The 23,962-nt window shown below is 69.6% G+C and carries 24 protein-coding genes and 2 tRNA genes; 9 read left to right on the forward strand and 17 right to left on the reverse strand.

Annotation, left to right across the window (positions count from 1 at the left end; all coding sequences use genetic code 11):
* Window positions 1-65: 65 nt before the first annotated feature.
* The gene (locus Q0C38_RS06210; RefSeq protein ID WP_291296204.1) at window positions 66-620 is read left to right on the forward strand and encodes a hypothetical protein; all 555 of its coding nucleotides are present in this window, start codon (window positions 66-68) and stop codon (window positions 618-620) included.
* A 10-nt stretch (window positions 621-630) separates the two neighbouring features.
* On the opposite strand, the gene Q0C38_RS06215 is transcribed toward Q0C38_RS06210, so the two are convergent.
* Window positions 631-1,755, reverse strand: a complete 1,125-nt coding sequence (locus tag Q0C38_RS06215; protein WP_291296205.1) for an anhydro-N-acetylmuramic acid kinase — start codon at window positions 1,753-1,755, stop codon at window positions 631-633.
* Window positions 1,756-1,802: 47 nt separating this feature from the next.
* Here Q0C38_RS06215 and tyrS point away from each other — a divergent pair, with 47 nt between their 5' ends.
* Entirely contained in the window at window positions 1,803-3,041 is a 1,239-nt protein-coding gene (gene tyrS / locus Q0C38_RS06220) for a tyrosine--tRNA ligase (RefSeq protein ID WP_291296206.1), read from the forward strand.
* Here tyrS and Q0C38_RS06225 read toward each other — a convergent pair.
* The gene (locus Q0C38_RS06225; RefSeq protein WP_291296207.1) at window positions 3,038-3,463 is read right to left on the reverse strand and encodes a heme-binding protein; all 426 of its coding nucleotides are present in this window, start codon (window positions 3,461-3,463) and stop codon (window positions 3,038-3,040) included. The two genes, tyrS and Q0C38_RS06225, sit on opposite strands and share 4 nt — an antisense overlap.
* Before the next feature lie 142 nt (window positions 3,464-3,605).
* Between Q0C38_RS06225 and Q0C38_RS06230 the strand changes: the two genes are divergently transcribed.
* Both Q0C38_RS06230 and Q0C38_RS06235 read left to right on the forward strand, forming a co-directional pair.
* A tRNA-Met gene (locus tag Q0C38_RS06230) sits at window positions 3,606-3,680 on the forward strand.
* A gap of 54 nt (window positions 3,681-3,734) precedes the next feature.
* A complete protein-coding gene (locus tag Q0C38_RS06235) occupies window positions 3,735-4,691 on the forward strand; it encodes an aldo/keto reductase (RefSeq protein WP_291296208.1) in 957 nt (318 codons plus the stop codon).
* On the opposite strand, the gene Q0C38_RS06240 is transcribed toward Q0C38_RS06235, so the two are convergent.
* The 10 genes from Q0C38_RS06240 to Q0C38_RS06285 all read right to left on the reverse strand — a co-directional run bounded on the left by Q0C38_RS06240 (window position 4,688) and on the right by Q0C38_RS06285 (window position 15,050).
* Window positions 4,688-5,614 carry a polysaccharide deacetylase family protein gene (locus Q0C38_RS06240; protein ID WP_291296209.1) on the reverse strand — a complete coding sequence of 309 codons (927 nt, stop codon included), beginning with the start codon at window positions 5,612-5,614 and terminating at the stop codon, window positions 4,688-4,690. The two genes, Q0C38_RS06235 and Q0C38_RS06240, sit on opposite strands and share 4 nt — an antisense overlap.
* 38 nt (window positions 5,615-5,652) lie before the next feature.
* Entirely contained in the window at window positions 5,653-6,126 is a 474-nt protein-coding gene (locus tag Q0C38_RS06245; RefSeq protein ID WP_291296210.1) for an ureidoglycolate lyase, read from the reverse strand.
* 64 nt (window positions 6,127-6,190) lie between these two features.
* Window positions 6,191-7,108, reverse strand: a complete 918-nt coding sequence (locus tag Q0C38_RS06250; protein WP_291296211.1) for a dihydrodipicolinate synthase family protein — start codon at window positions 7,106-7,108, stop codon at window positions 6,191-6,193.
* A gap of 8 nt (window positions 7,109-7,116) precedes the next feature.
* Complete coding sequence (locus Q0C38_RS06255; RefSeq protein ID WP_291296212.1) at window positions 7,117-8,856, reverse strand: IlvD/Edd family dehydratase; 1,740 nt, start codon at window positions 8,854-8,856, stop codon at window positions 7,117-7,119.
* Window positions 8,853-9,794, reverse strand: a complete 942-nt coding sequence (locus tag Q0C38_RS06260) for an amidohydrolase (RefSeq protein ID WP_291296213.1) — start codon at window positions 9,792-9,794, stop codon at window positions 8,853-8,855. Before Q0C38_RS06260 ends, Q0C38_RS06255 begins: the two co-directional genes overlap by 4 nt.
* A gap of 15 nt (window positions 9,795-9,809) precedes the next feature.
* Window positions 9,810-10,790 (reverse strand): tripartite tricarboxylate transporter substrate binding protein, encoded by a 981-nt coding sequence (locus Q0C38_RS06265; protein ID WP_291296214.1) that lies wholly within the window; start codon window positions 10,788-10,790, stop codon window positions 9,810-9,812.
* A 58-nt stretch (window positions 10,791-10,848) separates the two neighbouring features.
* On the reverse strand, window positions 10,849-12,366 hold the full coding sequence (locus Q0C38_RS06270) for a tripartite tricarboxylate transporter permease (RefSeq protein WP_291296215.1): 1,518 nt from the start codon (window positions 12,364-12,366) through the stop codon (window positions 10,849-10,851).
* A gap of 2 nt (window positions 12,367-12,368) precedes the next feature.
* Window positions 12,369-12,848: a tripartite tricarboxylate transporter TctB family protein gene (locus Q0C38_RS06275; RefSeq protein WP_291296216.1), complete on the reverse strand. Its 480-nt coding sequence runs from the start codon at window positions 12,846-12,848 to the stop codon at window positions 12,369-12,371.
* 40 nt (window positions 12,849-12,888) lie between these two features.
* Entirely contained in the window at window positions 12,889-13,899 is a 1,011-nt protein-coding gene (locus tag Q0C38_RS06280; protein WP_291296217.1) for a tripartite tricarboxylate transporter substrate binding protein, read from the reverse strand.
* Window positions 13,900-13,985: 86 nt separating this feature from the next.
* Window positions 13,986-15,050 (reverse strand): 4-hydroxythreonine-4-phosphate dehydrogenase PdxA, encoded by a 1,065-nt coding sequence (locus tag Q0C38_RS06285; RefSeq protein ID WP_291296218.1) that lies wholly within the window; start codon window positions 15,048-15,050, stop codon window positions 13,986-13,988.
* A 113-nt stretch (window positions 15,051-15,163) separates the two neighbouring features.
* Here Q0C38_RS06285 and Q0C38_RS06290 point away from each other — a divergent pair, with 113 nt between their 5' ends.
* Window positions 15,164-15,859: a GntR family transcriptional regulator gene (locus Q0C38_RS06290; RefSeq protein WP_291296219.1), complete on the forward strand. Its 696-nt coding sequence runs from the start codon at window positions 15,164-15,166 to the stop codon at window positions 15,857-15,859.
* Window positions 15,860-15,986: 127 nt separating this feature from the next.
* Here Q0C38_RS06290 and Q0C38_RS06295 read toward each other — a convergent pair whose 3' ends face one another.
* From Q0C38_RS06295 to Q0C38_RS06310, 4 genes are read right to left on the reverse strand one after another with little or no spacing between them, the layout of a single operon-like run.
* The gene (locus tag Q0C38_RS06295) at window positions 15,987-17,264 is read right to left on the reverse strand and encodes a TRAP transporter large permease (protein WP_291296220.1); all 1,278 of its coding nucleotides are present in this window, start codon (window positions 17,262-17,264) and stop codon (window positions 15,987-15,989) included.
* Entirely contained in the window at window positions 17,261-17,767 is a 507-nt protein-coding gene (locus Q0C38_RS06300) for a TRAP transporter small permease (RefSeq protein WP_291296221.1), read from the reverse strand. The genes Q0C38_RS06295 and Q0C38_RS06300 overlap by 4 nt, the downstream gene beginning before the upstream one ends.
* Before the next feature lie 10 nt (window positions 17,768-17,777).
* Window positions 17,778-18,452 (reverse strand): cyclase family protein, encoded by a 675-nt coding sequence (locus Q0C38_RS06305; RefSeq protein WP_291296222.1) that lies wholly within the window; start codon window positions 18,450-18,452, stop codon window positions 17,778-17,780.
* Between the two features lie 2 nt (window positions 18,453-18,454).
* Window positions 18,455-19,465, reverse strand: coding sequence for a DctP family TRAP transporter solute-binding subunit (locus Q0C38_RS06310; protein ID WP_291296223.1), 1,011 nt, complete (start codon window positions 19,463-19,465; stop codon window positions 18,455-18,457).
* Window positions 19,466-19,555: 90 nt separating this feature from the next.
* Between Q0C38_RS06310 and Q0C38_RS06315 the strand changes: the two genes are divergently transcribed.
* From Q0C38_RS06315 to Q0C38_RS06330, 4 genes are all read left to right on the forward strand, one after another.
* Complete coding sequence (locus Q0C38_RS06315) at window positions 19,556-20,938, forward strand: homoserine dehydrogenase (protein ID WP_291296224.1); 1,383 nt, start codon at window positions 19,556-19,558, stop codon at window positions 20,936-20,938.
* Between the two features lie 102 nt (window positions 20,939-21,040).
* Window positions 21,041-22,333: a hypothetical protein gene (locus tag Q0C38_RS06320; protein WP_291296225.1), complete on the forward strand. Its 1,293-nt coding sequence runs from the start codon at window positions 21,041-21,043 to the stop codon at window positions 22,331-22,333.
* Window positions 22,324-23,046, forward strand: a complete 723-nt coding sequence (locus Q0C38_RS06325; protein WP_291296226.1) for a glycosyltransferase family 2 protein — start codon at window positions 22,324-22,326, stop codon at window positions 23,044-23,046. Before Q0C38_RS06320 ends, Q0C38_RS06325 begins: the two co-directional genes overlap by 10 nt.
* Before the next feature lie 67 nt (window positions 23,047-23,113).
* A complete protein-coding gene (locus Q0C38_RS06330; RefSeq protein WP_291296227.1) occupies window positions 23,114-23,704 on the forward strand; it encodes a rhodanese-like domain-containing protein in 591 nt (196 codons plus the stop codon).
* Between the two features lie 120 nt (window positions 23,705-23,824).
* Here Q0C38_RS06330 and Q0C38_RS06335 read toward each other — a convergent pair.
* Window positions 23,825-23,914, reverse strand: a tRNA-Ser gene (locus tag Q0C38_RS06335).
* Between the last annotated feature and the right edge of the window lie 48 nt (window positions 23,915-23,962).

Genomic DNA, 23,962 nt, shown 5'->3' on the forward strand with positions numbered 1-23,962 from the left:
ATCGCCGTTCCGCCGGTCCTGGAACGCGACCAGAGACACGACAAGAAACAAACAAGGGAACCATCATGCGCGCCGCCCTCACTGCCGCCGCCCTGCTGCTCTGCCTCTCCCCCGTCGCCCAGGCACAGCGCGACTCGCCCGTCGTCAGCCGCACCGAACGCGTGACCGCGATCGTGGAATCGGTCGACCAGGGCAGCCGTACCGTCCTGTTGCGGCGCGAGGACGGGTCGTTCGTCTCGATGAAGCTCGGGGCCGAGGTGCGCAACTTCGCCCAGATCAAGGCTGGTGACCGTGTCGTCGTCGAACACACCGAGGCGGTGGCGGCCGCGATGGCCAAGCCGGGCCAGCCTCCCGTGGTGGCGGCGGAAGCCGACACGCGGCGCCCCGTCGGCGCGCGGCCCGGTGCGGCGACAGCCGATGTGCTTCGCGTGCGCGTGACGATCGATCAGGTGTTCAGCGGCGGCCAGATGGTCAGCTTCACCGGCCCCGCCGGGAACAAGCGCACGATTGCCGTGCGGAACCCCGACATGCAGAACTTCGTGCGCGGCCTGCGCACCGGTGATCAGGTCGAGGTGACGTTCATCGACGTCGTGGCGATCAAGGTCGAGCCAGCGCAGTAGCGCCAGCGGCTCACGCAGCCTTCGGCACCGCCAGCCTGCCGCCTGGCATCGGGCGTGGAACGCCCGTCGTCTCCGGTAGGCTGAGCGGCAGGCCGCGGATGCTGCGCGCCGCGAGGAAGCCAAAGGCCTGCGCCTCAATCGCATCCCCGTCCCAGCCGGCATCCTCCGCGGTGGTGACGGCGACGCCGAGGGCAGCGCGGAGGGAGGCCATCAGCGCCGGGTTGTGACGCCCGCCGCCGCAGGCAATCCACCCCGTCGGCGGGGCTGGCAGGTGCGGCACAGCGGCAGCGACAGCGCCGGCGGTGAAGGCCACCAGCGTCGCCGCCCCATCTGCCGGCAGCAGGGCATCGAGGCCGGCGGCCCGCGCGGCGCGGTGGAAATCCAGCCGGTCGAGCGATTTCGGCGGTGGTGCAGCGAAATAGGGGTGTGCCATCAGCCGCGCCAGAACGTCGGCATCGACGCTGCCTGAGGCCGCGAGCGCACCGCCCTCGTCGATCGGCCTGCCGGTGTGGGTCAGCGCCCAGTCATCCAGCATCGCGTTGGCCGGGCCTGTGTCGAACGCGAGGATCTCGCCTTTCGCGCCAAGCCAGGTGAGGTTCGCGACCCCGCCGAGATTGAGGGCTGCCACCGGCCTGGGGCTGCCGGCGAGGAGGGCTGCGTGGAATAGCGGCACGAAAGGCGCGCCCTGTCCGCCCGCAGCCACGTCGGCCGAGCGGAAATCGTGCACCACGGCGATGCCCGTCGCTGCCGCAAGTTCTGGCCCGTCGCCGATCTGCCAGGTTCGCCGCGCCTCGGGGCGGTGCAGCACCGTCTGGCCGTGGAAGCCGATCGCAGCGACCTCGGCCGCCGCCACGCCGTCGCGGGCAAGCAGGGCGCGGACGGCCTCGGCGTGCAGCGAGGTCAGCGCCGCCTCCGCCGCACGCACGGCAGGGTCGTCGAGTGCCAGGCCCGCCGCCTCGTCCATGATGGCGCGCAGCGTCGCGCGCAGCCGCGGCGGAACGGGCAGGGTGAGAACGCGGCCGCAGGCGCCGAGGCGCTCGCCATCGGTCTCGACCAGTGCCGCGTCGACACCGTCGAGCGAGGTGCCGCTCATCATCCCGAGATAGAGGCCGGGTCCGCCCGGTTTTGCTGCCATGCGACGACCGTGCTACGCCACCCGCCCGCTTCGCAAGAGCTGATGACATGAGCACCGTCCTGCCCCGTTCCGACTTCCTGCGCATCGCGTCAGAGCGCGGCTTCGTGCACCAGTGCACCGACATGGCCGCACTGGACGAGAAGCTTCGCGCCGGGCCGCTCGCGGCCTATGTCGGGTATGACTGCACGGCCGACAGCCTCCATGTCGGGCACCTGATCTCGATCATGCTGCTCAGGCTCTGGCAGAACACCGGCAACCGCCCCGTTGTGCTGCTCGGCGGCGGAACGACGCGCATCGGCGACCCCTCGTTCCGCGACGAGAGCCGCCCGCTGCTGACGGACGCGCAGATCGAGGCGAACAAGCGCGGCATCCGCGGCGTGTTCGAGCAGTTCCTCGCATTTGGCGATTCAGGGCCTGGTGCGATCGAGGTCGACAACGCGTCCTGGCTCGACGAGCTCCGCTACATCCCGCTGCTGCGCGAGGTGGGGGTGCATTTCTCGGTCAACCGCATGCTGACGCTCGACAGCGTGAAGCAGCGGCTCGAGCGCGAGCATTCGCTCACCTTTCTCGAGTTCAACTACATGATCCTGCAGTCCTACGACTTCCGGGAGCTCAACCGCCGCCACGGCGTGGCGGTGCAGATGGGCGGCTCGGACCAGTGGGGCAACATCGTCATGGGGGCTGACCTCATCCGCCGGATGGATGGGGCCGAGGCGTTCGGGCTGACGGTGCCGCTGCTGACCACCGCGTCGGGCCAGAAGATGGGCAAGACCGCCTCGGGCGCGGTGTGGCTGAACGCCGACCGGCTTGCGCCCTTCGGCTACTGGCAGTTCTGGCGCAACACCGAGGACCCTGACGTCGGCAAGTTCCTGCGCCTGTTCACCGACCTGCCGATGGCAGAGATCGCGCGGCTCGAGGTTCTCCAGGGCGCCGAGCTGAATGCCGCCAAGGCGGTGCTGGCGACGGAGGCGACGGCGCTGCTGCACGGCCGCGCCGCGGCGGAGGAGGCAGCGAAGGCGGCGTCGGGTGACAGTGCCGCAGGGTTGCCGGTCATCGTCGTTCCCGAGATCGCGGACGGGATCGCTGCCTTCGCGCTGGTGCAGCGTGCCTTCGGCCTTGCCTCGAACGCCGAGGCACGGCGGCAGATCCGCGGCGGCGGCGTCAGGCTCAACGATGCGCCGGTGACCGACGAGGCACTGGTGATCGGTGCGGCGTCGCTCGCCGAGGACGGGGCCGCGCGCCTCTCGCTCGGCCGCAAGCGCCAGGTACTGGTGCGCGCCGCCTAGATGACGGCGACGCGGCCGACTGCCTCGATGCCGGCCACCGCGCAGGCCTCGTCATTGTCGCTGGTGTCGCCGGAGATGCCGACGGCGCCGATGACAGCACCGCCGTCGCTGATGAGCGCGGCGCCGGCCACCGGCACGAACGGGCCGCCATAGGAGGCCATCACGCCCTGGACGAAGGCGGGGCGGCGCTCGGCCATCTCGCCGATCTTCCGCGAGGATACGCCGAGCGCGAGCGATGCCCGCGCCTTGCCGATCGCCACGTCCGGCCGCGCGAGGCCTGACGGCGCCTGGCGCTGGAAGGCCAGCAGCGTTCCCGTGCCGTCCAGCACCGCCACCGTCAGCGGCTTGCAGCCGAGCGCGGCACCCTTGGCGAGAGCGGCCGCGATCAGGCGGTTGGCGTCGTCGAGCGTCAGGTCCGGCATGGCACATCCCCTGCTGTGATCGGCCGCCGTGGTAGGCGATCGGGCTGCCCCGGTCCATCCGCGCTGGCCATGCATCTTAGCGGACATGCGGCAGGTTGGATTGACACCATCGGCACGGCGGGGCTATGCCGCGCGCCTTGGTGGCGGCGTAGCTCAGCGGTAGAGCAGGGGAATCATAATCCCTTGGTCGGCGGTTCAAATCCGTCCGCCGCTACCAAACACGGTTCGCCCGGCGTGATCGACGGAAGCGGCCCAACCCGGGATGGACAGCATGCAGACGAAGCACCTCGGCCGCTCAGGCCTCGTCGTGCCGCCCGTGGTGTTCGGCGGCAACGTGTTCGGCTGGACGGCCGACAAGGCGATGTCGTTCCGCCTGCTCGACGCCCTTGTCGATGCGGGGCTGACCGCGATCGACACCGCCGACGTCTACTCCACCTGGGTGCCAGGCCACACGGGCGGGGAGTCGGAGGCGATCATCGGCGAGTGGCTCGCCGCCCGCCCCGGTTACCGCCAGAGGGTGCTGATCCTCACCAAGGTGGGGATGGAGATGCCGGAACAGGGCAAGGGCCTCTCGCCCGCCTGGATCGCGCGCGCTGCTGACGCGAGCCTGCGCCGCCTCGGCACCGAGGTGATCGACCTCTACCAGACGCACATGGATGACGAGGCGACGCCGCTCGCCGACACGCTGGGCGCTCTCGCCACGCTGATGCAGGCAGGCAAGGTGCGCGCGATCGGCGCCTCGAACTACAGCGCCGCGCGGTTCGCAGAAGCACTCGCGGTGAGCGCGCGCGATGGCCTGCCGCGGTTCGAGGCGATGCAGCCGCACTACAACCTGATGGAACGCGCGATCGAGGCTGACCTGCTGCCGCTGTGCCAGGCTGAAGGGGTTGGCGTGATCCCCTTTTTCGCGCTCGCGGCAGGGTTCCTCACGGGCAAGTATCGTTCCGAGGGCGATCTGGGCAAGAGTGTGCGCGGCGCGCGCGCGGCGGCGAAGTACCTCACGCCACGCGGCATGCGCGTCCTCGCTGCGCTCGATGCGGTCGCGGCCGAGGTGAAGGCAACGCCGGCGCAGGTGGCCCTTGCCTGGCAGATCGCCAAGCCCGCGATCACCGCGCCGATCGCGTCGGCCACCTCGCCAGAACAGCTCGCCGAACTCACCCGCGCGGCGACGCTCACGCTCGGTGGCGCCGCCGTCGCCGCCCTCGATGCGGCGAGTGCGGGGGACTAATCCTCGTTGAGCCCGCGTCCCGGATAGGGGTGCGTGGCGATCCAGTGCCGCGCGATGTCGATGCGGCGGCAGATCCACACATCCTTCCGCGCCATCATGTGGTCGAGCAGGCGTGCGAGCCCCGCGGCGCGCGCCGGGTGGCCGATCAGCCGCATGTGCAGGCCGACGGACATCATCTTCGGCTGCGTCGCCCCCTCCTCGTACAGCATGTCGAACCCGTCGCGGACGAAGGAGAACCACTGCTCCGACGTCGCCACGCCAGCAGCGAACTTCGTGTCGTTGTGCGTCAGCGAATAGGGCACCACGAGATGGCCGCTTCCCGCCACCGTCACCCAGAAGGGGAGCTCCTCGCCGTAATAGTCGCTGTCGTAGAGGAAGCCACCTGCCTCGGCGAGCAGCCGGCGCGTGTTCTCCGAGGGCCCGTAGCGGCAATACCACCCTTCCGGTCGCGTACCGATCGTTGACTGGAATGAGGCGATGGCACGGCGAATATGCTCACGCTCCTCTGCCTCGCCGAGCTCCCAGTGCTTGATCCAGCGCCAGCCATGGCTGCACATGTCGAAGCCGCTCCCGCGGATCGCGGCGGCGGCTTCGGGGTTGCGCTCGAGCGCCTGTGCGCAGCCGAACACGGTGAGCGGAAGGTTCCGCTCCTGGAACAGGCGCATCAGCCGCCAGAACCCGACCCTGCTGCCGTACTCGAACATGCCTTCGGCGGCGAGATCGCGCCCGTTGGCCACCTGGTTGCGGCCATGCGCCTCGGTCAGCCCCGTCTCGGTGAAGCCGTCGCCATCGGCGATCGAGGGTTCGGAGCCCTCCTCGTAGTTCATCACGAAATTGACCGCGATCCGCGCGCCGTTCGGCCAGCGCGGATCGGGCGTATTGCGGCCATAGCCGACGAAGTCGCGGCGAACCTGGTAGGTCATTGCTGTCCGCTCCGCTCAGGCAATACGTTCCGCTCCGCTCAGGGGATCGCGATCTCGGTCGGCGTGATGTCGACGAACTCCTCGTCGCCCGCCGTGCCGTCGCGCCACATGAACACGCCGAACGCCAGCGGCGCGTCGAGCACGGTGAGCTCGTGGTGCCAGACATCGGCCCCGTAGGTGACACCCTGGCCAGGCCCTGCGATGAAGGCGCGCGCGGCCGCCATGTCAGGCCCGCCGGAGACCGCGTGGGGAGCGACCATGACGATGAAGCGCCCAGGGCCCATCGGCACGAAGCTCTGCGACGAAAACTGGTGACGCTCCATCCGCCGCGCGATCACGGGCAGGGAGGCGACTGGCGGTCGCAGGATGACGGAGAAGCTCGGCCGTGCACCGGGCCGCGCATTGGCCAGCGCCCCCTCAGCATAGTGCCGGATCGGTGTCGCGGGGGCCTCGAACGCATCACCGAACGGGGCAAAACGCCCGGCATCCAGGGGTATCGCGGCCAGAACCATTCCGTCCCTCCTCAGCCGCGCATCGGGCGCGTGAGCCCGGCCAGGATCACGCGCGGCAACGCTCTCAGCGCCCCCAGCGTAGCACGAGCGGATCGAGCCGCCGCGCCGCCTCGATCAGGCCTGCCCGCACCTCCGGCGAGAGCGGGGGGAGAGGCGCGCGCGGCGCATCGGAGGCGATGATGCCGCCAGCCTTCATCAGCGCCTTGGCCGCCAGCAGCCCGCATTGGCGGTTCTCGACGTTGATGAGCGGCAGCCAGCGCCCGTACTGCGCCACCGCCTCCTCGCGATTGCCGGCGTGGAACGGGTCGAAGATCATGCGCATGCCATCGGGAAAGCCGCCGCCGGTCATCGAGCCCGTGGCACCCGCATCGAGGTCGGCGAGCAGGGTGATGCCCTCCTCGCCATCCCACGGCCCCTCGATCGCATCGCCGCCGAGGCGGATGAGCTCACGCAGCTTCGAGGCGGCGCCCGCCGTCTCGATCTTGAAGTAGGACACCTGCGCGATCTCGCGCGCCATCTGTGCCAGCAGCGGTGCGGAGAGCGGCGTGCCGGCGACGGGCGCGTCCTGGATCATGATCGGGATCGAGATCGCGTCGGACACGGCCTGGTAGAAGCCCCTGATCGCCGCCTCGCCGACGCGGATCGTCGCGCCATGATAGGGCGGCATGACCATCACCATCGCCGCACCCTCGCCCTCGGCGCGGCGGCTCCGCTCGGCGCAGACATGGGTCGAGAAATGCGTCGTCGTCACGATCACCGGCACGCGGCCGGCGACGTGCTTCAGGATCGCCCGCGTCAGCACCTCGCGCTCCTCGTCGGACAGCACGAACTGCTCGGAGAAATTGGCGAGGATGGCAAGACCGTTCGAGCCCGCATCGATCATGAAATCGATCGCGCGCATCTGGCTCGCGAGGTCGAGCGCGCCCGTGTCGGTGAAGATGGTCGGAACGACGGGGAAGATGCCCGTATATCGGCGGTTCATGGCGTGCCTCAGTGGTTGTCGCGCGCGACGGGTGCGCCGGATGAGCCCTGGAGGAAGTCGAAATCCGCACCCTTGTCGGCCTGCAGCACGTGGTCGATGTAGAGCTTCGTGTAGCCGCGGTCGGCTGCCGGCGGCGGCGCGACCCAGGCCGCGCGGCGGGCGGAGAGCGTTGCGTCATCGACATGGAGGACGAGCGACCGCGCGGGAACGTCGAGCGTGATCATGTCGCCGTTCTCGACGAGCGCGAGCGGCCCGCCTGCCGCTGCCTCAGGCACCACGTGCAGCACCACGGTGCCATAGGCGGTGCCCGACATGCGTGCATCGGAGATGCGGATCATGTCCTTCACCCCGGCGCGCAGCAGCTTGGGCGGCAGCGGCATGTTGCCGACCTCCGCCATGCCGGGATAGCCCTTCGGGCCGCAGTTCTTCAGCACCATGATGCACGCTTCGTCGATGTCGAGCGCGTCGTCGTTGATGCGCTCGTGCAGGTCCTCGATGCTCTCGAACACGACGGTCCGGCCGGTGTGCTTCATCAGGTGCGGTGAGGCGGCGGATGGCTTGATCACCGCGCCGCCGGGGCAGAGATTGCCGCGCAGGATGGCGATGCCCGCCTCAGGCTTGAACGGCGCGTCATAGGTACGGATGACGTCGCGATTGTAGCACTCGGCCTTGGCGACATTCTCGGCGAGCGTCCGGCCGTTCGCTGTCGGCACGTCGCCGTGCAGCAGGCCGCGTTCGATCAGCTCGCGCATCACCACGGGCAACCCACCCGCATAGTAGAAATCCTCCATCAGGTGTTCGCCCGAGGGCCGGAGATTGACGAGGCAGTGGATGCCGCTGGCCAGGTGATCGAAATCCTCAAGCGTGAGCGGCACGCCGATGCGGCCGGCGATCGCAAGAAGGTGGACAACCGCGTTCGTACTGCCGCCGATCGCCGCCAGCGTGCGGATGGCATTCTCGATCGATTTCCGCGTGAGGATCGAGGAGAGGCGGATATCGTCCTTCACCATCTGCACGATCCGCCGCCCGGCAAGCCGCGCGAGCTCGTTGCGCCGGGCATCGGGGGCGGGGATTGCTGCGTTCTGCGGCAGGCCGACGCCGAGTGCTTCCACCATCGAGGCCATGGTCGAGGCCGTTCCCATCGTCATGCAATGCCCGGCCGAGCGGGACATGGCACCCTCGGCCTCGTAGAACTCCTCGATCGTGATCTCGCCGGCGCGCAGCTGCTCGCTCATCGAGATCGTGTTCGTTCCGGAGCCGATCTTCTGCCCCTTGTACCAGCCGTTCAGCATCGGCCCGCCGGAGACGCCGATGGTCGGAAGGTCGACGCTCGACGCGCCCATCAGCAGCGCGGGAGTCGTCTTGTCGCAGCCCATCAGCAGCACGACGCCATCGAGCGGGTTGGCGCGCAGCGCCTCCTCGACATCCATCGAGGCGAGGTTGCGGTAGAGCATCGCGGTCGGGCGAAGCTGGGTCTCGCCAAGGGAGAACACGGGGAATTCGAGCGGGTATCCTCCGGCCTCGAGGATGCCGTGGCGCACATGCTCGGCAATCACGCGGAAATGCCCGTTGCAGGGCGTGAGCTCCGACCAGGTGTTGCAGATGCCGATGACGGGGCGGCCATCGAACTGGTCGTTCGGCAGGCCGCGGTTGCGCAGCCAGGAGCGGTAGTAGAAGCCCATCTTGTCGTTGCGTGCGAACCAGGCACGGCTGCGCAACGTTCCTTTTGGCGGCGTATGGTCGGTCACGTCAAATGGCCTCCTTGCGGCAGTGCGAGGCGGTAGACCCGCACTGCGTTGTCATGGAACAGGGCGAGGCGGTCGTCGTGCGAGAGATCCGCCGTCGCCGCCTTGAAGCCGGCATAGATCGTGTCGAAGCTGCCGCAGAGAGCATCGACCGGGAAGTTCGAGGCGAACATGCACCGGGAGGGACCGACGATCTCGATCGTCTCGCGGATGATGCCGCGGTTGTCCTCCAGCCGCCACGGGCGGCCGCGCAGGCCGAGGCCCGAGATCTTGACCGCGATCCGCGGCGCTGCGGCGAAGCGGCGGAGTGCGGCGCGCCAGCCGGCGAGCCCCTCGGCGCTGCGCTCGGCCGGCAGGCCCGTGTGGTTGAGAACGATCGGCACGTCGGGGTACGCCGCGATGAGGTCGAGTGCCTCGTCGAGATGCCACCACGGGGCCTGGAGTTCGAAATGCAGCCCATACCGGGCGAGCAGCGCGAAGCCGGCGCGCCAGCGCGGATCGCCCATGCCGCCGGCCGCACCACGCTCCACACGGTCGGGCGAGGGGGCGGCGCGGGGCTTGTGGCGGATGCCGCGCACCAGCGGGATCGCCGCCGTGGCCGCGAGAACCGTCTCGGCATCGTCACGGTCGAGCCAGGCCTGCGCGACATGGGCCGCAGGGCGGCCGGTGCTGTGGGTGAGTGCTGCCATCCAGCGCGCCTCGCCGAGCGGGTCTGACGGGTCCCACTCCCCCTCCATCGTCACGGTCGCGACGACGCGGTGGCCGGCCGAAACCTCGTCATAGTCCTCGGGAAGGAAGTTGCGGCCCCGTAACGGGCTGTAGTCGCCGTAGCGGAAGGGGATGGGCGGGTCGTCGCGCAGCCACGGGTGGGGGTTGCGCGCGAGGTCCCAGAAATGGTGATGCGCGTCGATGATCGGCAGCGTGTCGTCGCGCATCACCATCGGAAGCGCGGCCCCTCAGCTCCGCACGAGGCCGAGGTCGCGCAGCAGGCCGCCCGCGGTGTCGGAGGTGCGCGAGGCGAAGGATGCAAACGCCTCCGAGCTCTCCCAGATCGGCACGATGCCGCGGTCGGTCATCGCCTTGCGCACCTCTGGCCGCGCGTGCGCCTTCTCCAGCGCCTCGACGAGCCGGGCCCGCACGGGAGCCGGGATGTTCCGCGGTGCGAGGAACGCGAACCAGTTCTCGAACGTCCAATCGATGCCGAGTTCCTTCAGGGTCGGCGCGTTCGGGTAGGCGGCCATGCGCTCCGAGCCCATGACGGCTGCGACACGCACCTGGTTCGCATCCGCCAGCGCCTTCGCCTCCACCGGTGAGCCGGTGAACACGCTCACCCCGCCAGCAACGAGGTCCTGGAGCGCCGGCGCGCCACCCTGGCTGGGGATCCAGCGGATGCGGTCCGCCTCGAGGCCCATCGCCTTCGTCATGCCGGCGGCGGCGAGGTGCCACGCGCCACCCGTGCCGACGCCCGAGCCCGTGTATTGGCCTTTGCGACCTTCCTTCAGTGCCGCGGCGAAGGCGGCGAAGTCGCGCCAGGGACCATCGGCCTTGACTGTCACGCCGGCGGGGATGAGGGAGATTCGCGAGATCAGGTCGAAGCTGTTGGCACCGAGATCGGCCTGGCCGAGGAGGCGGAAGTTCACGAACTCCGAGGTGCCGGTACCGATCGTGTGGCCGTCGGCGGCGGCCGTGGCGATCGCGGAGTGGCCGACCACGCCGTTGCCCCCCGTTCGGTTCACCACGTTCACCGTCTGCCGGATCTCCTGCTCGATGCCCGCAGCGATCATGCGCGTGACGGTATCGGCGCCACCACCGGCCGCCCAGGGGACGATGACGGTGAGCGGGCGCGTCGGCCACGCTTGCGCGCGGACGATCGATGGCATCGCCAGCGTGGGTGCGGCGAGGCCGGCGGCAAGAACGTTACGGCGGTTGAGCGTCATGGTCTTTCCTCCTGGCGAACGGGCATTGAGCTGCCCCTTGGTTGGCGTGAGGGTCGCATCATTCCTGTGCTGGCGGGAGTTGCTCTCGCGCGCGCAGGCTTCGCCGCAGGGCGGCGATGAAGGGGGAGGCGAGCAGCACGAGGGCGAGCGTCGAGATCGTCCCGACCAGGGGCTTCGACCACAGCACGGTGATCGAGCCGTGCGACATGATCATCGACTGGCGGAACGCATCCTCGGCACGGTCGCCGATCACCATCGCGAGGATCAGCGGCGCGATCGGATAGTCGAGCTTCTTCATCGCCCAGCCGGCAAGGCCGAACACCACGGCGAGCCAGAGGTCGAACGGCGCGCCCGCGACCGTCCACGCCCCCACGATGCAGACCGTGACGATCACCGGCCCGATGATGGTGAAGGGGATCGACAGCATCGCGGCGAAGAGCGGCACGGTGGCGAGGACGAGGATCACGCCGATGACGTTGCCGAGATACATCGAGGCGATCATGCCCCAGACGAAATCCGCGCGCTCGATGAACAGCATCGGGCCGGGGTTCAGGCCCCAGATCATCAAACCGCCCAGCATCACGGCTGCCGTGGCGGAGCCGGGAATGCCGAGCGCGAGCATCGGCAGCATCGCGGCGGTGCCTGCCGCGTGGTCGGCCGTCTCCGGCGCGATCACGCCCTCTGGCTCGCCCTTGCCGAAATGCGCGCCGCGCTTGGACATGCGCTTGGCGAGCCCGTAGGACATGAACGACGCAGCCGTCGGCCCGCCAGGGGTGATGCCCATCCAGATGCCGACGGCGCTGCCGCGCAGCATCGTCACCCAGTAGCGCGGCAGGCGGGCGATCGCCGACAGCACGGCGCGCGGCCGGATGCGCGCATCCGCGCTCTTGAACGAGACGCCTTCCTCGAGCGTCAGCAGCATCTCGCCGATGCCGAACAGGCCGATGACGACCACGAGGAAGCTGATGCCGCGGATCATGTCGTTGAAGTCGAAGGTCAGCCGCATCGCGCCGGAGACGCTGTCCATTCCCACCGTCGCGAAGGAGAAGCCGAGCGCGATCGAGACGATTGTCTTCAGCGGCGGGCCGCTGCCGAAGGCGATGAAGGAGCAGAAGGCGAGCAGATAGACGGAGAAGTACTCGGCCGGGCCGAAGCGCAGCGCGAAGCCCGTGACGAAGCCCGACAGCAGCGTGATGACGACGACGCCGAGCAGCGCGCCGAAGCCGGCCGACATGAAGGCGAAGGTCAGCGCCTCCGTTGCCCGCCCGTCACGCGCCATCGGATAACCGTCGAACGTTGTCGCGACGGAGGATGGCTCACCAGGGATGTTGAAGAGGATCGAGGTGGTGGAGCCGCCGAACAGCGCGCCCCAGTAGGTGCTGGTGAGCAGGATGATCGCCGAGACGGGGTCCATCGAGAAGGTGATGGGCAGCAGCAGCGTCACCCCGTTCGGGGCACCGAGGCCGGGCAGCACGCCGACGAGGATGCCGAGCAGGACGCCGAGCACCATGAGTGTGACGTGATGGACCGTCAGCGCGACGGCGAAGCCATGCATCAGCGCATCGAAATTGGCCATGCTCAGGCGAGCCCCAGCCAGCGCTCGAGCGGACCCTTCAGCAGCGGCACCGTGAACCAGACCTCGAACAGCATCCAGGAGGCGAGGGGAACGCCGAGCGCGACGCCGGCCGTTGCCTGCCAGCCATGGCGGCCCATCGCCCGCAGCACAAAGCCGAGATAGAGGGCCGTCGCCACGTAGAGGCCGAGCACCTGCGCGATGGCGACGTAGCCGACCAGCGGCAGGAAGAAGCCGATCATGCGGCGCCCGCTCTCGCGTGACAGGACGAGCTCCCGCCCCCTCGCACCGGATGCGAGGGCCTGCGCGCCGATCACCAGGCTCGCGACGATCAGGATGATGCCGAGGCGGAATGGGAAGTACCCCGCCTGCGGCCCGTCCGACGCCCATCCGATCTCGTGCTCAAGCGCGCCGATGACAGCGAGGGAGCCGAGCACGAACACCACCGCGACCGCCGCGAGTTCGAGCTGCATGCGCGAGAGCATAACTCCCCCTCCGTCCCCAGCCCTGTTCCTGGATGTGGCGTCAGTTGATCAACCAGCCCTCGGCCTCGAAGATGTCACGCGAGGCGGTGATGTCCTTCCGGATATGGTCGGCGAAGGCCTCGCCCGTCAGGAACCGCGTGCTCTGGCTCGTGCGGGTGATGTACTCCTGCCACTCCGGCGTCTCGGTCACCCGGCGCATTACGCCGACCCAGAAGGCCTGCTGCGCGGCGGTGGTGCCGGGCGGGAGGAACGTCGTGCGCGGCATGTTGAATTCCTCGATGGGAATCCCCTGGCTCGCGCAGGTCGGGATGTCGTGCCAGCCCTGGGTTGTCGTCACGAGGTTGCCCCTGGCCATCGGCTCGCGCCGGAAGACGCAGACCGGCCGCACCTGGCCGCCGCGCCAGCCGCCGATGCTCTCCGACGGGTTGTTCGTGTTCGCGTCGATGTGGCCGCCGGCGAGCTGCACGCCCGCCTCGCCGCCGCCGCGGAAAGGAACGTAGGTGAAGCGGACATTCGCTGCGCGCTGGATCAGGCTGGTCAGCGTCTGGTCGGTGTCCTTTGGCTGGCTGCCGCCCATGCGCAGCGGCGGGTTGGCCGCGCGTGCCGCGGCGAGGAAGTCGGCTGCCGTCTTGTGGGGGCTGTCGTACTTCACCCACAGCATGAACTCATCGAACGCCAGCGCGCCGATGGGCGTGAAATCATCCGCCTTGAAGGCGACGCGCGAGACGAGCGGCAGCAGCCAGGTGTTGTTGGTGGCGAACACCACCTTGTGGGCGTCGCCCTGTGCGCTGCGGGCATAGACGAAGCCCTCGGCGCCGGCGCCAGCGCCCTTGTTCGTCACGATTACCGACACTGGCAGCAGGTTGTGCTTGGTGATGGCCGCCTGCACGGTGCGGGCGAACACGTCGGTGCCCCCGCCCGCACCTGATGTGACGACGAATTCGACGTTGCGCGTCGGCCGCCATTCGCCCTGTGCCTGGGCATAGCCAGGGGCAAGGGCGGCGATGGCGCCCGCGGCGAGTGCGGCGCGGACGAAGGTATTGCGTTGCATGGTCGTTTTCCTCCTCGGCTTCGGATGTCGTACGGCCCTTGTGGTCTGGCCGATTGGTCGCGGAACAGGTGGTGGGGAGAGGCAGCTCAGGCTGCCTTGCGGGCGCTCCTGATCGCATGGACGGATTGTGGCGCTGCCGGGCGTTCGCGGGGTGCGGCGGTCGCCATGCGTGCGGCGAGCAGAAGTGCGGCGCGCGTCGCACCCGTGTTCGCCTTACCGGTGCCGGCAATGTCGTGTGCCGTGCCGTGCGCCGGCGTGCAGATCGGGAACGGGAAGCCGCCGAGCAGCGTCACGCCCTTGTCGAAGCCGATCAGCTTCATCGCGATCTGGCCCTGGTCGTGGTACATTGTCAGAACGGCATCGAAATCACCGCGCGTGGCGCGCAGGAACACCGTGTCGGCCGGGAAGGGCCCGTCACAGCCGATGCCGCGCGCCTTCGCCGCCTCGACCGCGGGGGCGATCACGTCGATCTCCTCGCGCCCGAAATTGCCGCCGTCACCGGCATGCGGATTGAGCCCGGCGACGGCGATTCGCGGTGTGGCGATGCCGGCATTGCGCAGCGCATCCTCGGTCAGCCCCAGGTTGTCGATGATCTCCTCGGCGGTGATCAGCGCAGCGACGTCCTTCAGCGGGACATGCGAGGTGACGCGCGCGTTCCACAGGCCTTCGAGGATGTTGAATTCCTTTGCCGTGCCGTCGAAGCCGAGCACGTCGGCGGTGAAGCCGATCTCGTCTTCATAGGGGGGGTGGGCAAGCCGCATCGCCGCCTTGTTGAACGGCGTGAAGGCCACCGCATCGGCTTCTCCCGCAGCGGCGAGCAGCAGCGCGGTACGGAAATTCTCGAGCGCGAAGCGGCCGCTCGCGAGGTTCACGGTGCCGACGGGGGCATCGGCCGGGTCGAGATGGCCGACATCGACGAACACGGAACGGTCAGCCGGCAGCGTCGCGTCAGGCCCGACGACGGGAAGGGTCACGGTTTGACCCGTGGCGGCCTCGCCGCGGGCAAGCACGCGGCGATCGCCGATGACGATGTAGCGTGCTGCACCGGCCACCTCAGGATCGTTCAGCACCCGCGCCATGAGCTCGGCGCCGACGCCTGAGGCATCGCCCATGGCGAAGGCGATCGTGGCTTGGGCATGGTGAGTGGCCATGGCGTTCCCTCTCGTCTGTTACGGTCGACATAGCAGGCGGCATACGGTCACGCAACATGCTGTGCACTGTATACAGCATTGTTCCGACTCGATGAACGCGCTATGTTGTAACGATGGCGACGACACTGATGCTGGATACCAAGATCGACCGTGACCGTGAGGCCGTCGTGCCCATCGCGCGGCGCACGCTGCACGACGAGGTCGCGAGCCGCGTGCGCGACATGATCATCGAGGGGCGTCTCGAGGCGGGAAAACGCGTGAACGAGGTGGCACTCGGCGCGCAACTCGGCGTTTCCCGGACACCGTTGCGCGAGGCCATCAAGACGCTGGCAAGCGAGGGGCTGGTCGAGATCGTGCCCGCCCGCGGCGCCGTCGTGCGCACGCTCACGCTGAGGGATCTCTCGGAGAGCCTCGCGGTTCTCAAGGCGCTGGAGCAGCTCGCTGGTCGCCAGATCTGCCGCGAAGGCTCACCCGCCGCGCTGGCCGAGCTTGCCGCGCTGCATGCGGCGATGATGGAGCGCTACGCGGTACGCGACCGCCTGGCCTATTTCAAGCTGAACCAGGAGATCCATTCCGCGATCGCCAGGCTCTCCGGCAACGCGATCCTCGCCACGCTGCACACCCAGATTCAGTCGCGCATGCGCAGGGTGCGCTTCATCGGCCATGAAGGGCCGGAGAAATGGGCAGCGGCGGTGGCCGAGCACGAGGAGATGGCGGCAGCACTTGCGAAGCGTGACGCCGAGGCGCTGGCCGAGGTGATCGGCCGGCACCTCGATGCCGCGATCGAGCGGGTGCGGGATAGTCTCTGATCCTGCGCACGAAGGTTGAACTTTCGTGCCCCTCAGACGCCGGGCGGGCCGCGTCCGCGGCCCTTGGCTTCGCGGCATAGGCCGCGGCGCCCGTTCGGGCGCTTGGGCCTGCGGGCCTTTAGGCCGCTCAGCGCAGCCAGCGCAGCGGCACCGTCACGAGCTCAGGCACCAGGACGAGCGCGAACAGCACCACCACCTGCGAGGCCAGGAACGGCAGCACCGCGACCGTCACCCGCCCGAGCGGCACGCGCCCGATCGCCGAGGCGACATTCAGCACCGTGCCGACCGGCGGGGTGATGAGCCCGATGGCGTTGTTCATGATGAAGATGACGCCGAAATACACAGGGTCGATCCCCGATGAGCGCACGATCGGCATCAGCACCGGTGTCAGGATCAGTATCGTCGGGATGAAATCGAGTGCGGTGCCGGCGACGAGCACCAGCACCATCATCGCGAGCAGGAGCGTCGTGCGGTTGCCGGCGAAGGGCGCGAGCAGCCCGCGCACCTCGTTCGGGATGTCGGCGATTGCGATCAGGAAGGCCGAGACGGAGGCTGCCGCGACCAGCAGCATCACCGCCGCCGTGGTACGCACCGCCGACAGCAGCACGTGCGGCAGGGCGGCGGGCGAGAGCTCGCGATAGAACACCATGCCGACCACGAGCGCGTAGACGGCAGCGACGACGCCAGCCTCCGTCGGCGTGAAGATGCCGAACTTGAGGCCGAGCACGATGATCACCGGCAGGCCGAGCGCGAGCAGCCCGTCCTTCAGCGCCTCCGCCGTCTCTGCCCAGGTCGCGCGTGGCAGCGTCTCGACATTCTCGTTGCGCGCGACGATGAACCAGGTGACGGCAAGGGCAGCTGCCATCATCAGCCCCGGTGCGACGCCCGCGAGGAACAGCGAGGTGATCGACACGTTGCCCGCGACGCCGAACACGATGAAGCCGATCGACGGCGGGATGACCGGCCCGATGATGCCGCCCGTGGCCATCAGCCCCGCGGCGCGGCCGGTGTCGTAGCCGGCACGTCGCATCATCGGCATCAGCACCGAGGCGAGCGCGGCCGTGTCGGCCACGGCCGAGCCCGAGAGGCTCGAGAGCAGCACCGCGGCGATGATCGCGACATAGCCGAGGCCGCCGCGACGATGCCCGACCAGCGCCATGGCGAAGGCGACGAGGCGGCGCGAGAGCCCGCCCGCGCTCATCGCCTCTCCCGCCAGCAGGAAGAACGGGATCGCCAGCAGCGCGAAGCTGTCGGCGGCGTTGATCATCTGCAGCGCCATCGCCTGCGGGTCGATGCCGCCCAGCATCGTCATCATCACGAGCGAGGCTGCCATCAGCGCGAAGGCCACGGGCATGCCGAGGCTCATCGCGCCCAGCAGCGACACGACGAAGACGACGAGCGTCATGCCCCCGGTTCCGCCCCGTCATGCTGCGGCGGCGGTTCGTGGCCCGCGATGGCGCGGAGGAGATCGCGGATCACGACGAGCCCCATGCCGGCGGCACCCACGACGGCCGCCGCGTAGGCGTAGCCGAGCGGCAGGCCGGTGATGGGGGCTGCGTTCGACATGTTCATCGCTGTCTGCACCCACGCACCCCAGAGGAACACGCCGCAGCAGAGGAGCATGACCAGGCAGGCGAGAATGCGCGTCACGCGCCGGCCCGCGGGCGGCAGAGCGCGCATCAGCAGGTCGAAGCCGAGATGCCCGCCGCGGTGCATCACCGCGACGGCGCCGAGGAACGTCACCCATACGAACAGGACGCGCGAGAGTTCCTCGCTCACGGTGATGCCGCTGTCGAAGCCGTAGCGCAGCACGACATTGCCGAACACCATGCCGAGCATGACGAGCAAGGCCAGCGCGAGCAGCCACTCCGCCCCGCGCAGCAGGCCCGCGGCGAGCCTGTCGATCACGGCAGCGCCATCACGGCAGGGACAGGCCTTCGATGGCGTAGACGCGCGCCGGGGCGCCATCGGCGCCCGGGATCTTCAGCGGTGCGGCGGACAGCAGCACGCGGCGTTCGGTGAGCGCGCTCGTGTTGACCACGTACTCGATCAGCGTCACGCCGCCGCGCAGCAGCGTGTCATGCGTCACGTGCTGGTCGAACGGCACGGTGATGCCGTCGAGCAGGAGGCGGATCGGGTAGTCCTGCGGGAAGTCGAACGCGACGGCGCACGGCTTACGCGACACGAGCCACTCGGCGGCAGCACGCGAGAGGAAGGGCGCGCGACGCCAGAAGCCGGGCGTGGTCCAGTCCTCGTGGCGGTCCCAGCCGCTGGCGAGCAGCAGCATCTCGCCCTCCGCCCCGCCCGGGTCGGCGGCGGCAAGCCGCTCCGGCCCGATCTCCTCCTCCGCCACCACGTCGCGGAGGTCGAGCACGCGGCAGGGGCCGACGACGCGCTCGAGCGGCGTGGCCTCGATCGTCGGCGCATTGGCGAGGATGTGCGCCTGTGCATCCACGTGGCTGAAGCCGTGGCAGGCGGCATCGAGGCGCGAGACCCGGAACTGGTCACCGGCCGCGATGTCGCCCGTCACGCTGAGCGTGGTGCGCCAGCGGAAATGCGCAGCGATCGGCATCGTCAGGTCGACGATCCGCATGGTCAGGCCGACGTCGCCGCGGCAGCGATCGCGTCGGGCAGCTCGGCCCCGAAGCGGGCGACATAGTCGGCTCGCGTCTCGGCGGCGACGATGCGTGCCATCGCCTCGCGGTCGGGTGCCTCGACGATCTCCATCCCGCGCTGCCTGAGCTGCGTGACCGAGCTGCCCTCGGCATCCTCGTTCATCTGCCGCTGCCTCGGCGTGATCGCGGTGGCGGCTGCCAGCACGATTTCCTGCTGGTTGCCGGGAAGCGCCGCGAGGCGCTGCTTCGACATCGCGAGAATGCCGGCCGTGTAGGCGTGGCGGGTGAGCGAGAGATGCTTCTGCACCTCGAAGAAGCGGGCGTTGAGGATCAGCGTCGTCGGGTTCTCCTGCCCGTCCACCGCGCGGGTCTCGAGCGCGGTGAAGAGCTCGGTGAACGGCATCGGCGCCGGGTTCGCGCCGAGCAGCTGGAACGCCTTGATGTGGGCCGGGTTCGGCGTCGTGCGGATCTTGAGGCCGCGGATGTCGGCGGGCCCCCGCACGGGGCGGCGGGAATTGGTGAGGTTGCGGAAGCCGATGTCCCAGAACCCGAGCACGATCAGGTTCGACGGCTCGAGCTCCTTCTTCAGCCCCTGGCCGATCGGGCCGTCGAGCACGCGCGTCACATGCGCGCGGTCACGGAACAGGAAGGGCAGGTCGAGTGCGTTCAGCTTCGGCGCGAGCCCGGTGAAGAACGGGTTGCCGGTGAGCGTGATGTCGAGCGTGCCGCCGCGCGTGGCACTGATCGTCGTCGGGTCGCTGCCGGCGGCACCGGAGCCGATCACCTGCACGGTCAGCGCGCCGCCGCTCTTCGCCCGCACATCCTCGGCGAAGGCCAGGGCAGCGACATGCCAGCTGTCGCTTTCCGGGTGCGGATGGGCGAAGCGGAGCCGCGTGGCCTGCGCGCGCGCGGTGCCGCCGATCCAGGGTGTGGCCAGGAGGGGGGCGGTAAGCAGGGTGGCGGCGAGCGTGCGCCGGGGCAGCGTGGTCATGGCGTTCCTCCGGATTGTGCCTTTCATCGGCCTTCTGTGCACTGTATGCAGAACGACGGCGGAAACGCAATGACCGGAGGAAACGCGCCAATGCAGTTCGAGACCCTGTTCCGTGCCGCGGCTGACCGCCCCGTCCGCGCTGCCCTCCTTGGCGCCGGCGAGTTCGGCCTCTCCCTGATCGCCCAGGCGCTGCGCATGCGGGGGCTTCGCATCACCGCCGCGCTCGACCGTGATCCGGCCCGCGTCGCCGCGACGCTCGCCGCCGCCGGCATCGCGCATCGCCGCTGCGCCAGCGCGGCGGAGGCGCGCGCAGCGGAAGCGGCGGGAGAGCTCGCCCTCTGCGAGCGCCTCGACGACCTCCTGACGCTCCCGCTCGACATCGTCGTCGAGGCCACGGGGGACGCCGAGGCTGCCACCGTGCACTCGCTCGCCGCCCTCGCTGCCGGCATCGGTGTCGCGATGGTGTCGAAGGAGGCCGAGTGCGTTGTCGGCCCCGCGCTCGCCGCCAAGGCGCGCAAGGCCGGCCTGCCCTGGACTCTGGTGGACGGTGACCAGCCCTCGCTGCTGATCGGCCTCGTCTCCTGGGCGCGCACGCTTGGCCTGCCGATCGTCGCCGCCGGCAAGAGCAGCGAGTATGATTTCGTGTTCGATCCGGCCACCGGCAGGGCGAGCTGGCTCGAGCACAGCGTCGCCGCGCCGGAGATGGCCGGCCTCTGGCACCTGCCGGAGGGCGGCATCCCAGCCTGCCTCGCCGGACGGGCCACGGCGCTCGCCGCCCTACCGCAGCGCACCGTGCCCGATGCGTGCGAGATGGCGCTTGTCGCGAATGCCACCGGGCTGATGCCCGATACTGAAACGTTCCACGCCCCGCTCGCGCGGACGATCGAGCTGCCCGACATCTACGCCACGCGCGCCGCTGGCGGCGTGCTCGGGGCGGAGGGAGCGCTCGACGTGTTCAACTGCCTCCGCCGCCCCGACGAGGCGAGCTTCGCCGGCGGCGTCTTCGTCGTCGTGTCGCTGGCCGACCGCAAGACCGGCGATCTCTTCGCCGGCAAGGGCATCCCGGTCTCGCGCGACCGCTCGCGGGCGCTGATCTACAACCCCTCCCACCTGCTGGGCGTCGAGGCGCCGATCTCGGTGATGGCGGCGGCGAGGCTCGCGCATCCGATGGTCGATGAGCAGTATCATCAGCGCATCGACCTCGTCGCCCGCGCCGAGACGGCCCTTCCCGCTGGCCGCGTGCTGGCGATCGAAGGGACGCGGCATGTCGTGCCGGGGCTTGGCGCCGGGCTGATGCCGGCACGGCCGGTCGGGTCCGGTGCACCCGTTCCCTACTACATGGCCGTCGGCCGGAGGCTTGCCCGCCCGGTTGCCGCTGGTGCGCTGGTTACGTGCGAGGATATCGAGCCGCCAGCCGCGAGCGCGCTCTGGACGCTCAGGCAGGAGGCTGACGCCGCCATTACCGCCCGGTGAGCCCTCGTTAGAGCAGCGACGTGTGCGCGGCGGCTGCGGTGTGGCATGTTCCGCGCCGTGGGCAGCGGTGGATTGCAGGGTTTGCGGACGTGGCCGCCGGGCATGGCACGGCTCAGCGCCGCCGCAGTGCTGGTGCTGACGTGTACCCTCGTGCAGGTGGCACTCGCGCCGCACCTGGCCGATGAGCGCGCCGCAAGGCTCATCCCTGTTCTCGGCTTTGCCGCCCTCGCTGCCCTCGCGGGTGTCGTCTGGCTCGCTTCTGTGCCGCTGCTCGCGGCGGCGCCCTGGGCGGCGCTCGCTGCCTTCGGCCTCGTGCTCCGCCTGCCCTGGGCTGTCGTCCCGCCCGTGCTCGACACCGACCACCTGCGCTACCTGTGGGATGGCGCATTGCTCGCCAATGGCCTCTCACCGTGGGCGGCGCCGCCTTCCGCCGGCATACCGGCGATCCTCGGAGAGGCTGGTGTCGAGGTGGCCGCCCGTCTGCCGTTCAGCGGCCTGCGCAGCATCTATCCGGCCTCGGCCCAGGCGGTCTTCGCGCTCGCGCATCTGATCGCGCCATGGTCGCTCGACGGCCTCAGGCTGGTGATGCTGGTGGCCGAACTCTGCACCGTTGTGGTCGCGCGGGGTCTGCTGCGCCGCAGCGGGCTGCCTGTTGCGCGGTGCTGGGTGCTGTGGTGCTGCCCCCTGGTGCCGGTGATGTTGACCAACGCGGTGCATGTCGAGGCGGTGATGGTGCCGCTGCTGCTCGGTGCCCTCTGGGCCACGCTCGCGGGCAGGGGGGCGGCGGCGGGAGCGCTGCTTGGGCTTGCCGCGGGGGTGAAGGTCTGGCCGCTGCTGCTCGCGCCACTGCTTGGCCGCGCTCTGCCGCGGCAGTGCCTGCCAGCCGCTGCCGTCGCGCTGGCGCTCACCGCTGGCCTCAGCCTCGCGCCTGTCATCGTCACGCTTGGCGGTGGGAATGCCGGGCTCGCCTCCTATGCGACGGGTTGGCTCGTCAACAATGCGCCCTTCGCCTGGGCTGAGGTGCTGCTCGGCACTGTGCTTGCGGCGCCGGGGCAGGTGCTGCGCCCGATGGTCGCACTCGTCGCGGGGCTGGTGGGCATTGGTGTGGCCGTGCCGAGGCCGTCGGGGGGCAAGGCGCTGATCGAGCGTGCGATGTGCGTCGCGGCTGTAACCTTCTACCTCTCTCCAGCGCAATACCCATGGTACGCCATGTGGTTCATGCCCTTCGCCGCGCTTCTCCCCTTCCGACCGCTGCTGATCCCGGCGGCGTCGTTACCGGCGTATTGGCTGTTCTTCCCGCTGCATGCGACCGGAAATGGGGCTTTGTTCAACCATGGTGTCGCGGCGCTGCATGCGCTGCCGGTGGCCGTCGCGCTGCTGCTGCGATGGCGATGACGGAACCACCCTGGGGCCTGCGCGTCGGCCTCGTCATTCCCGCCCGCGACGAGGCCGATGCCTTGCCGCGTGTTCTGCCAGCCCTGCCGCCCTGGCTCGCGCAGGTGATCGTCGTCGACAACGGCAGCCGTGACGGCACGGCCGCGGTTGCCCGCAGCCTCGGCGCCGAGGTCGTCTCCGAGCCGCGGCGCGGCTATGGCAGGGCGTGCCTGGCCGGCATAGCAGCGCTGGCCCCCGGCATCACGACGGTGGTGTTCATGGACGCCGATGCCTCCGACAAACCTGAGGAGATGGCCTTCCTGCTCGCCCCGCTTGCCCGCGGTGACGCGGACCTCGTCATCGGGTCGCGCACGCGCGGTCAATCCGAGCAGGGGGCTCTGACGCCGCAGCAGCGTTTCGGCAATGCGCTGGCCTGCATGCTGATCCGCGCGGTGTGGGGCGTAGGGTTCACCGACCTCGGTCCGTTTCGCGCGATCGACCGTTCCGCCCTGGCGCGACTCTCGATGCAGGACGAGACCTGGGGCTGGACGGTGGAAATGCAGGTGCGCGCCGCGCGACTCGGTCTCGCGGTGGCGGAAATCCCAGTCGGCTACCGGAAGCGGATCGGACAGTCGAAGATCTCAGGTACCGTCAGCGGCAGCGTCAGGGCGGGGGCGAAGATCCTCTACGTCATCGGCCGCGAGGCGATCGGCCGCCGCGTGAAGGCTGCGTAACCTTCTGCCCAGGTCGGCCGAACACCCCCAATAGTGACTACGCAACGCCGTATCGAGAGGCTCAATGATGCCGCCTGCCCCCTCGCGCCGCTTGGCCCTGTTCGGGGCTGGCCTGTTGCTCGCTCCCATCCCTCGCCCTGCCGGCGCCTGGGCGTGGCTGCTCAGCGCACGCCTGCCCGACCCGCGCGACCCTGCCACCACGCTCAACAGCGTTGAGGATGCCGTCTCTCGCCTCGTGCCGGTGCCGGAAATCACCGTACCAGCGCTCGCCGCACGGATGACCTGGGATGGGCCGCGGCCACTCGTGCTGTTCGACGTCAGGACGGCCGAGGAGTTCGCGACCGGCCATCTTCCAGGCGCCATCAGGATCGAGCCCGAATTGTCCTCTGCCGCGTTCGCCGCTGCGCATGGGCAGCGGGTGGCTGGGGCGGACGTGGTGCTCTACTGCGCCGTCGGCTGGCGGTCCGGCGTTCTGATCGATCGCCTGCGTGGGCGGATCGCGTCGCATGCGTCGGCCTCGATGGCTAATCTGCGCGGCGGTGTGTTCCGCTGGCATGCGGAGGGGCTGAAGCTGACTGCTTCCTCCGCCCCGGGCTTTGTTCACCCCTTCGACGAGGCGTGGGGTGTGTTGTTGAATCGGATCGTTCCGCGGGGCTGACGCCGCCTTTGTCGCTCCTGCGGCGGCATGCCTCGTGGGGGAGATTCGGACCCCGATGGCACGCCTGCGCGCCGGTTAACGAGAAAGCCTCGTGGGGTCGAAGCCCACGACCGGAGCCGCTGGCGGAGGGAGTGGGATTCGAACCCACGACACTGTTTCCAGTGTACCCGCTTTCCAGGCGAGCGCCTTAGACCACTCGGCCACCCCTCCGGCGCGGCCGCACATAAGCAACTCCTCCCCGCGCCGGCAACCCCGGGC

This window comes from Elioraea sp. (assembly GCF_022842375.1).
In the GTDB taxonomy this organism is placed as follows: Bacteria; Pseudomonadota; Alphaproteobacteria; order Acetobacterales; family Acetobacteraceae; genus Elioraea_A.

Coding starts and splice junctions, on each gene's coding strand:
- Q0C38_RS06210 (WP_291296204.1), top strand. CDS start 66: ATGCGCGCCGCCCTCACTGCCGCCGCCCTGCTGCTCTGCCTCTCCCCC.
- Q0C38_RS06215 (WP_291296205.1), bottom strand. CDS start 1,755: ATGGCAGCAAAACCGGGCGGACCCGGCCTCTATCTCGGGATGATGAGC.
- tyrS (WP_291296206.1), top strand. CDS start 1,803: ATGAGCACCGTCCTGCCCCGTTCCGACTTCCTGCGCATCGCGTCAGAG.
- Q0C38_RS06225 (WP_291296207.1), bottom strand. CDS start 3,463: ATGCCGGACCTGACGCTCGACGACGCCAACCGCCTGATCGCGGCCGCT.
- Q0C38_RS06235 (WP_291296208.1), top strand. CDS start 3,735: ATGCAGACGAAGCACCTCGGCCGCTCAGGCCTCGTCGTGCCGCCCGTG.
- Q0C38_RS06240 (WP_291296209.1), bottom strand. CDS start 5,614: ATGACCTACCAGGTTCGCCGCGACTTCGTCGGCTATGGCCGCAATACG.
- Q0C38_RS06245 (WP_291296210.1), bottom strand. CDS start 6,126: ATGGTTCTGGCCGCGATACCCCTGGATGCCGGGCGTTTTGCCCCGTTC.
- Q0C38_RS06250 (WP_291296211.1), bottom strand. CDS start 7,108: ATGAACCGCCGATATACGGGCATCTTCCCCGTCGTTCCGACCATCTTC.
- Q0C38_RS06260 (WP_291296213.1), bottom strand. CDS start 9,794: ATGGTGATGCGCGACGACACGCTGCCGATCATCGACGCGCATCACCAT.
- Q0C38_RS06265 (WP_291296214.1), bottom strand. CDS start 10,790: ATGACGCTCAACCGCCGTAACGTTCTTGCCGCCGGCCTCGCCGCACCC.
- Q0C38_RS06270 (WP_291296215.1), bottom strand. CDS start 12,366: ATGGCCAATTTCGATGCGCTGATGCATGGCTTCGCCGTCGCGCTGACG.
- Q0C38_RS06275 (WP_291296216.1), bottom strand. CDS start 12,848: ATGCTCTCGCGCATGCAGCTCGAACTCGCGGCGGTCGCGGTGGTGTTC.
- Q0C38_RS06280 (WP_291296217.1), bottom strand. CDS start 13,899: ATGCAACGCAATACCTTCGTCCGCGCCGCACTCGCCGCGGGCGCCATC.
- Q0C38_RS06285 (WP_291296218.1), bottom strand. CDS start 15,050: ATGGCCACTCACCATGCCCAAGCCACGATCGCCTTCGCCATGGGCGAT.
- Q0C38_RS06290 (WP_291296219.1), top strand. CDS start 15,164: ATGGCGACGACACTGATGCTGGATACCAAGATCGACCGTGACCGTGAG.
- Q0C38_RS06295 (WP_291296220.1), bottom strand. CDS start 17,264: ATGACGCTCGTCGTCTTCGTCGTGTCGCTGCTGGGCGCGATGAGCCTC.
- Q0C38_RS06305 (WP_291296222.1), bottom strand. CDS start 18,452: ATGCGGATCGTCGACCTGACGATGCCGATCGCTGCGCATTTCCGCTGG.
- Q0C38_RS06310 (WP_291296223.1), bottom strand. CDS start 19,465: ATGACCACGCTGCCCCGGCGCACGCTCGCCGCCACCCTGCTTACCGCC.
- Q0C38_RS06315 (WP_291296224.1), top strand. CDS start 19,556: ATGCAGTTCGAGACCCTGTTCCGTGCCGCGGCTGACCGCCCCGTCCGC.
- Q0C38_RS06320 (WP_291296225.1), top strand. CDS start 21,041: ATGGCACGGCTCAGCGCCGCCGCAGTGCTGGTGCTGACGTGTACCCTC.
- Q0C38_RS06325 (WP_291296226.1), top strand. CDS start 22,324: ATGGCGATGACGGAACCACCCTGGGGCCTGCGCGTCGGCCTCGTCATT.
- Q0C38_RS06330 (WP_291296227.1), top strand. CDS start 23,114: ATGCCGCCTGCCCCCTCGCGCCGCTTGGCCCTGTTCGGGGCTGGCCTG.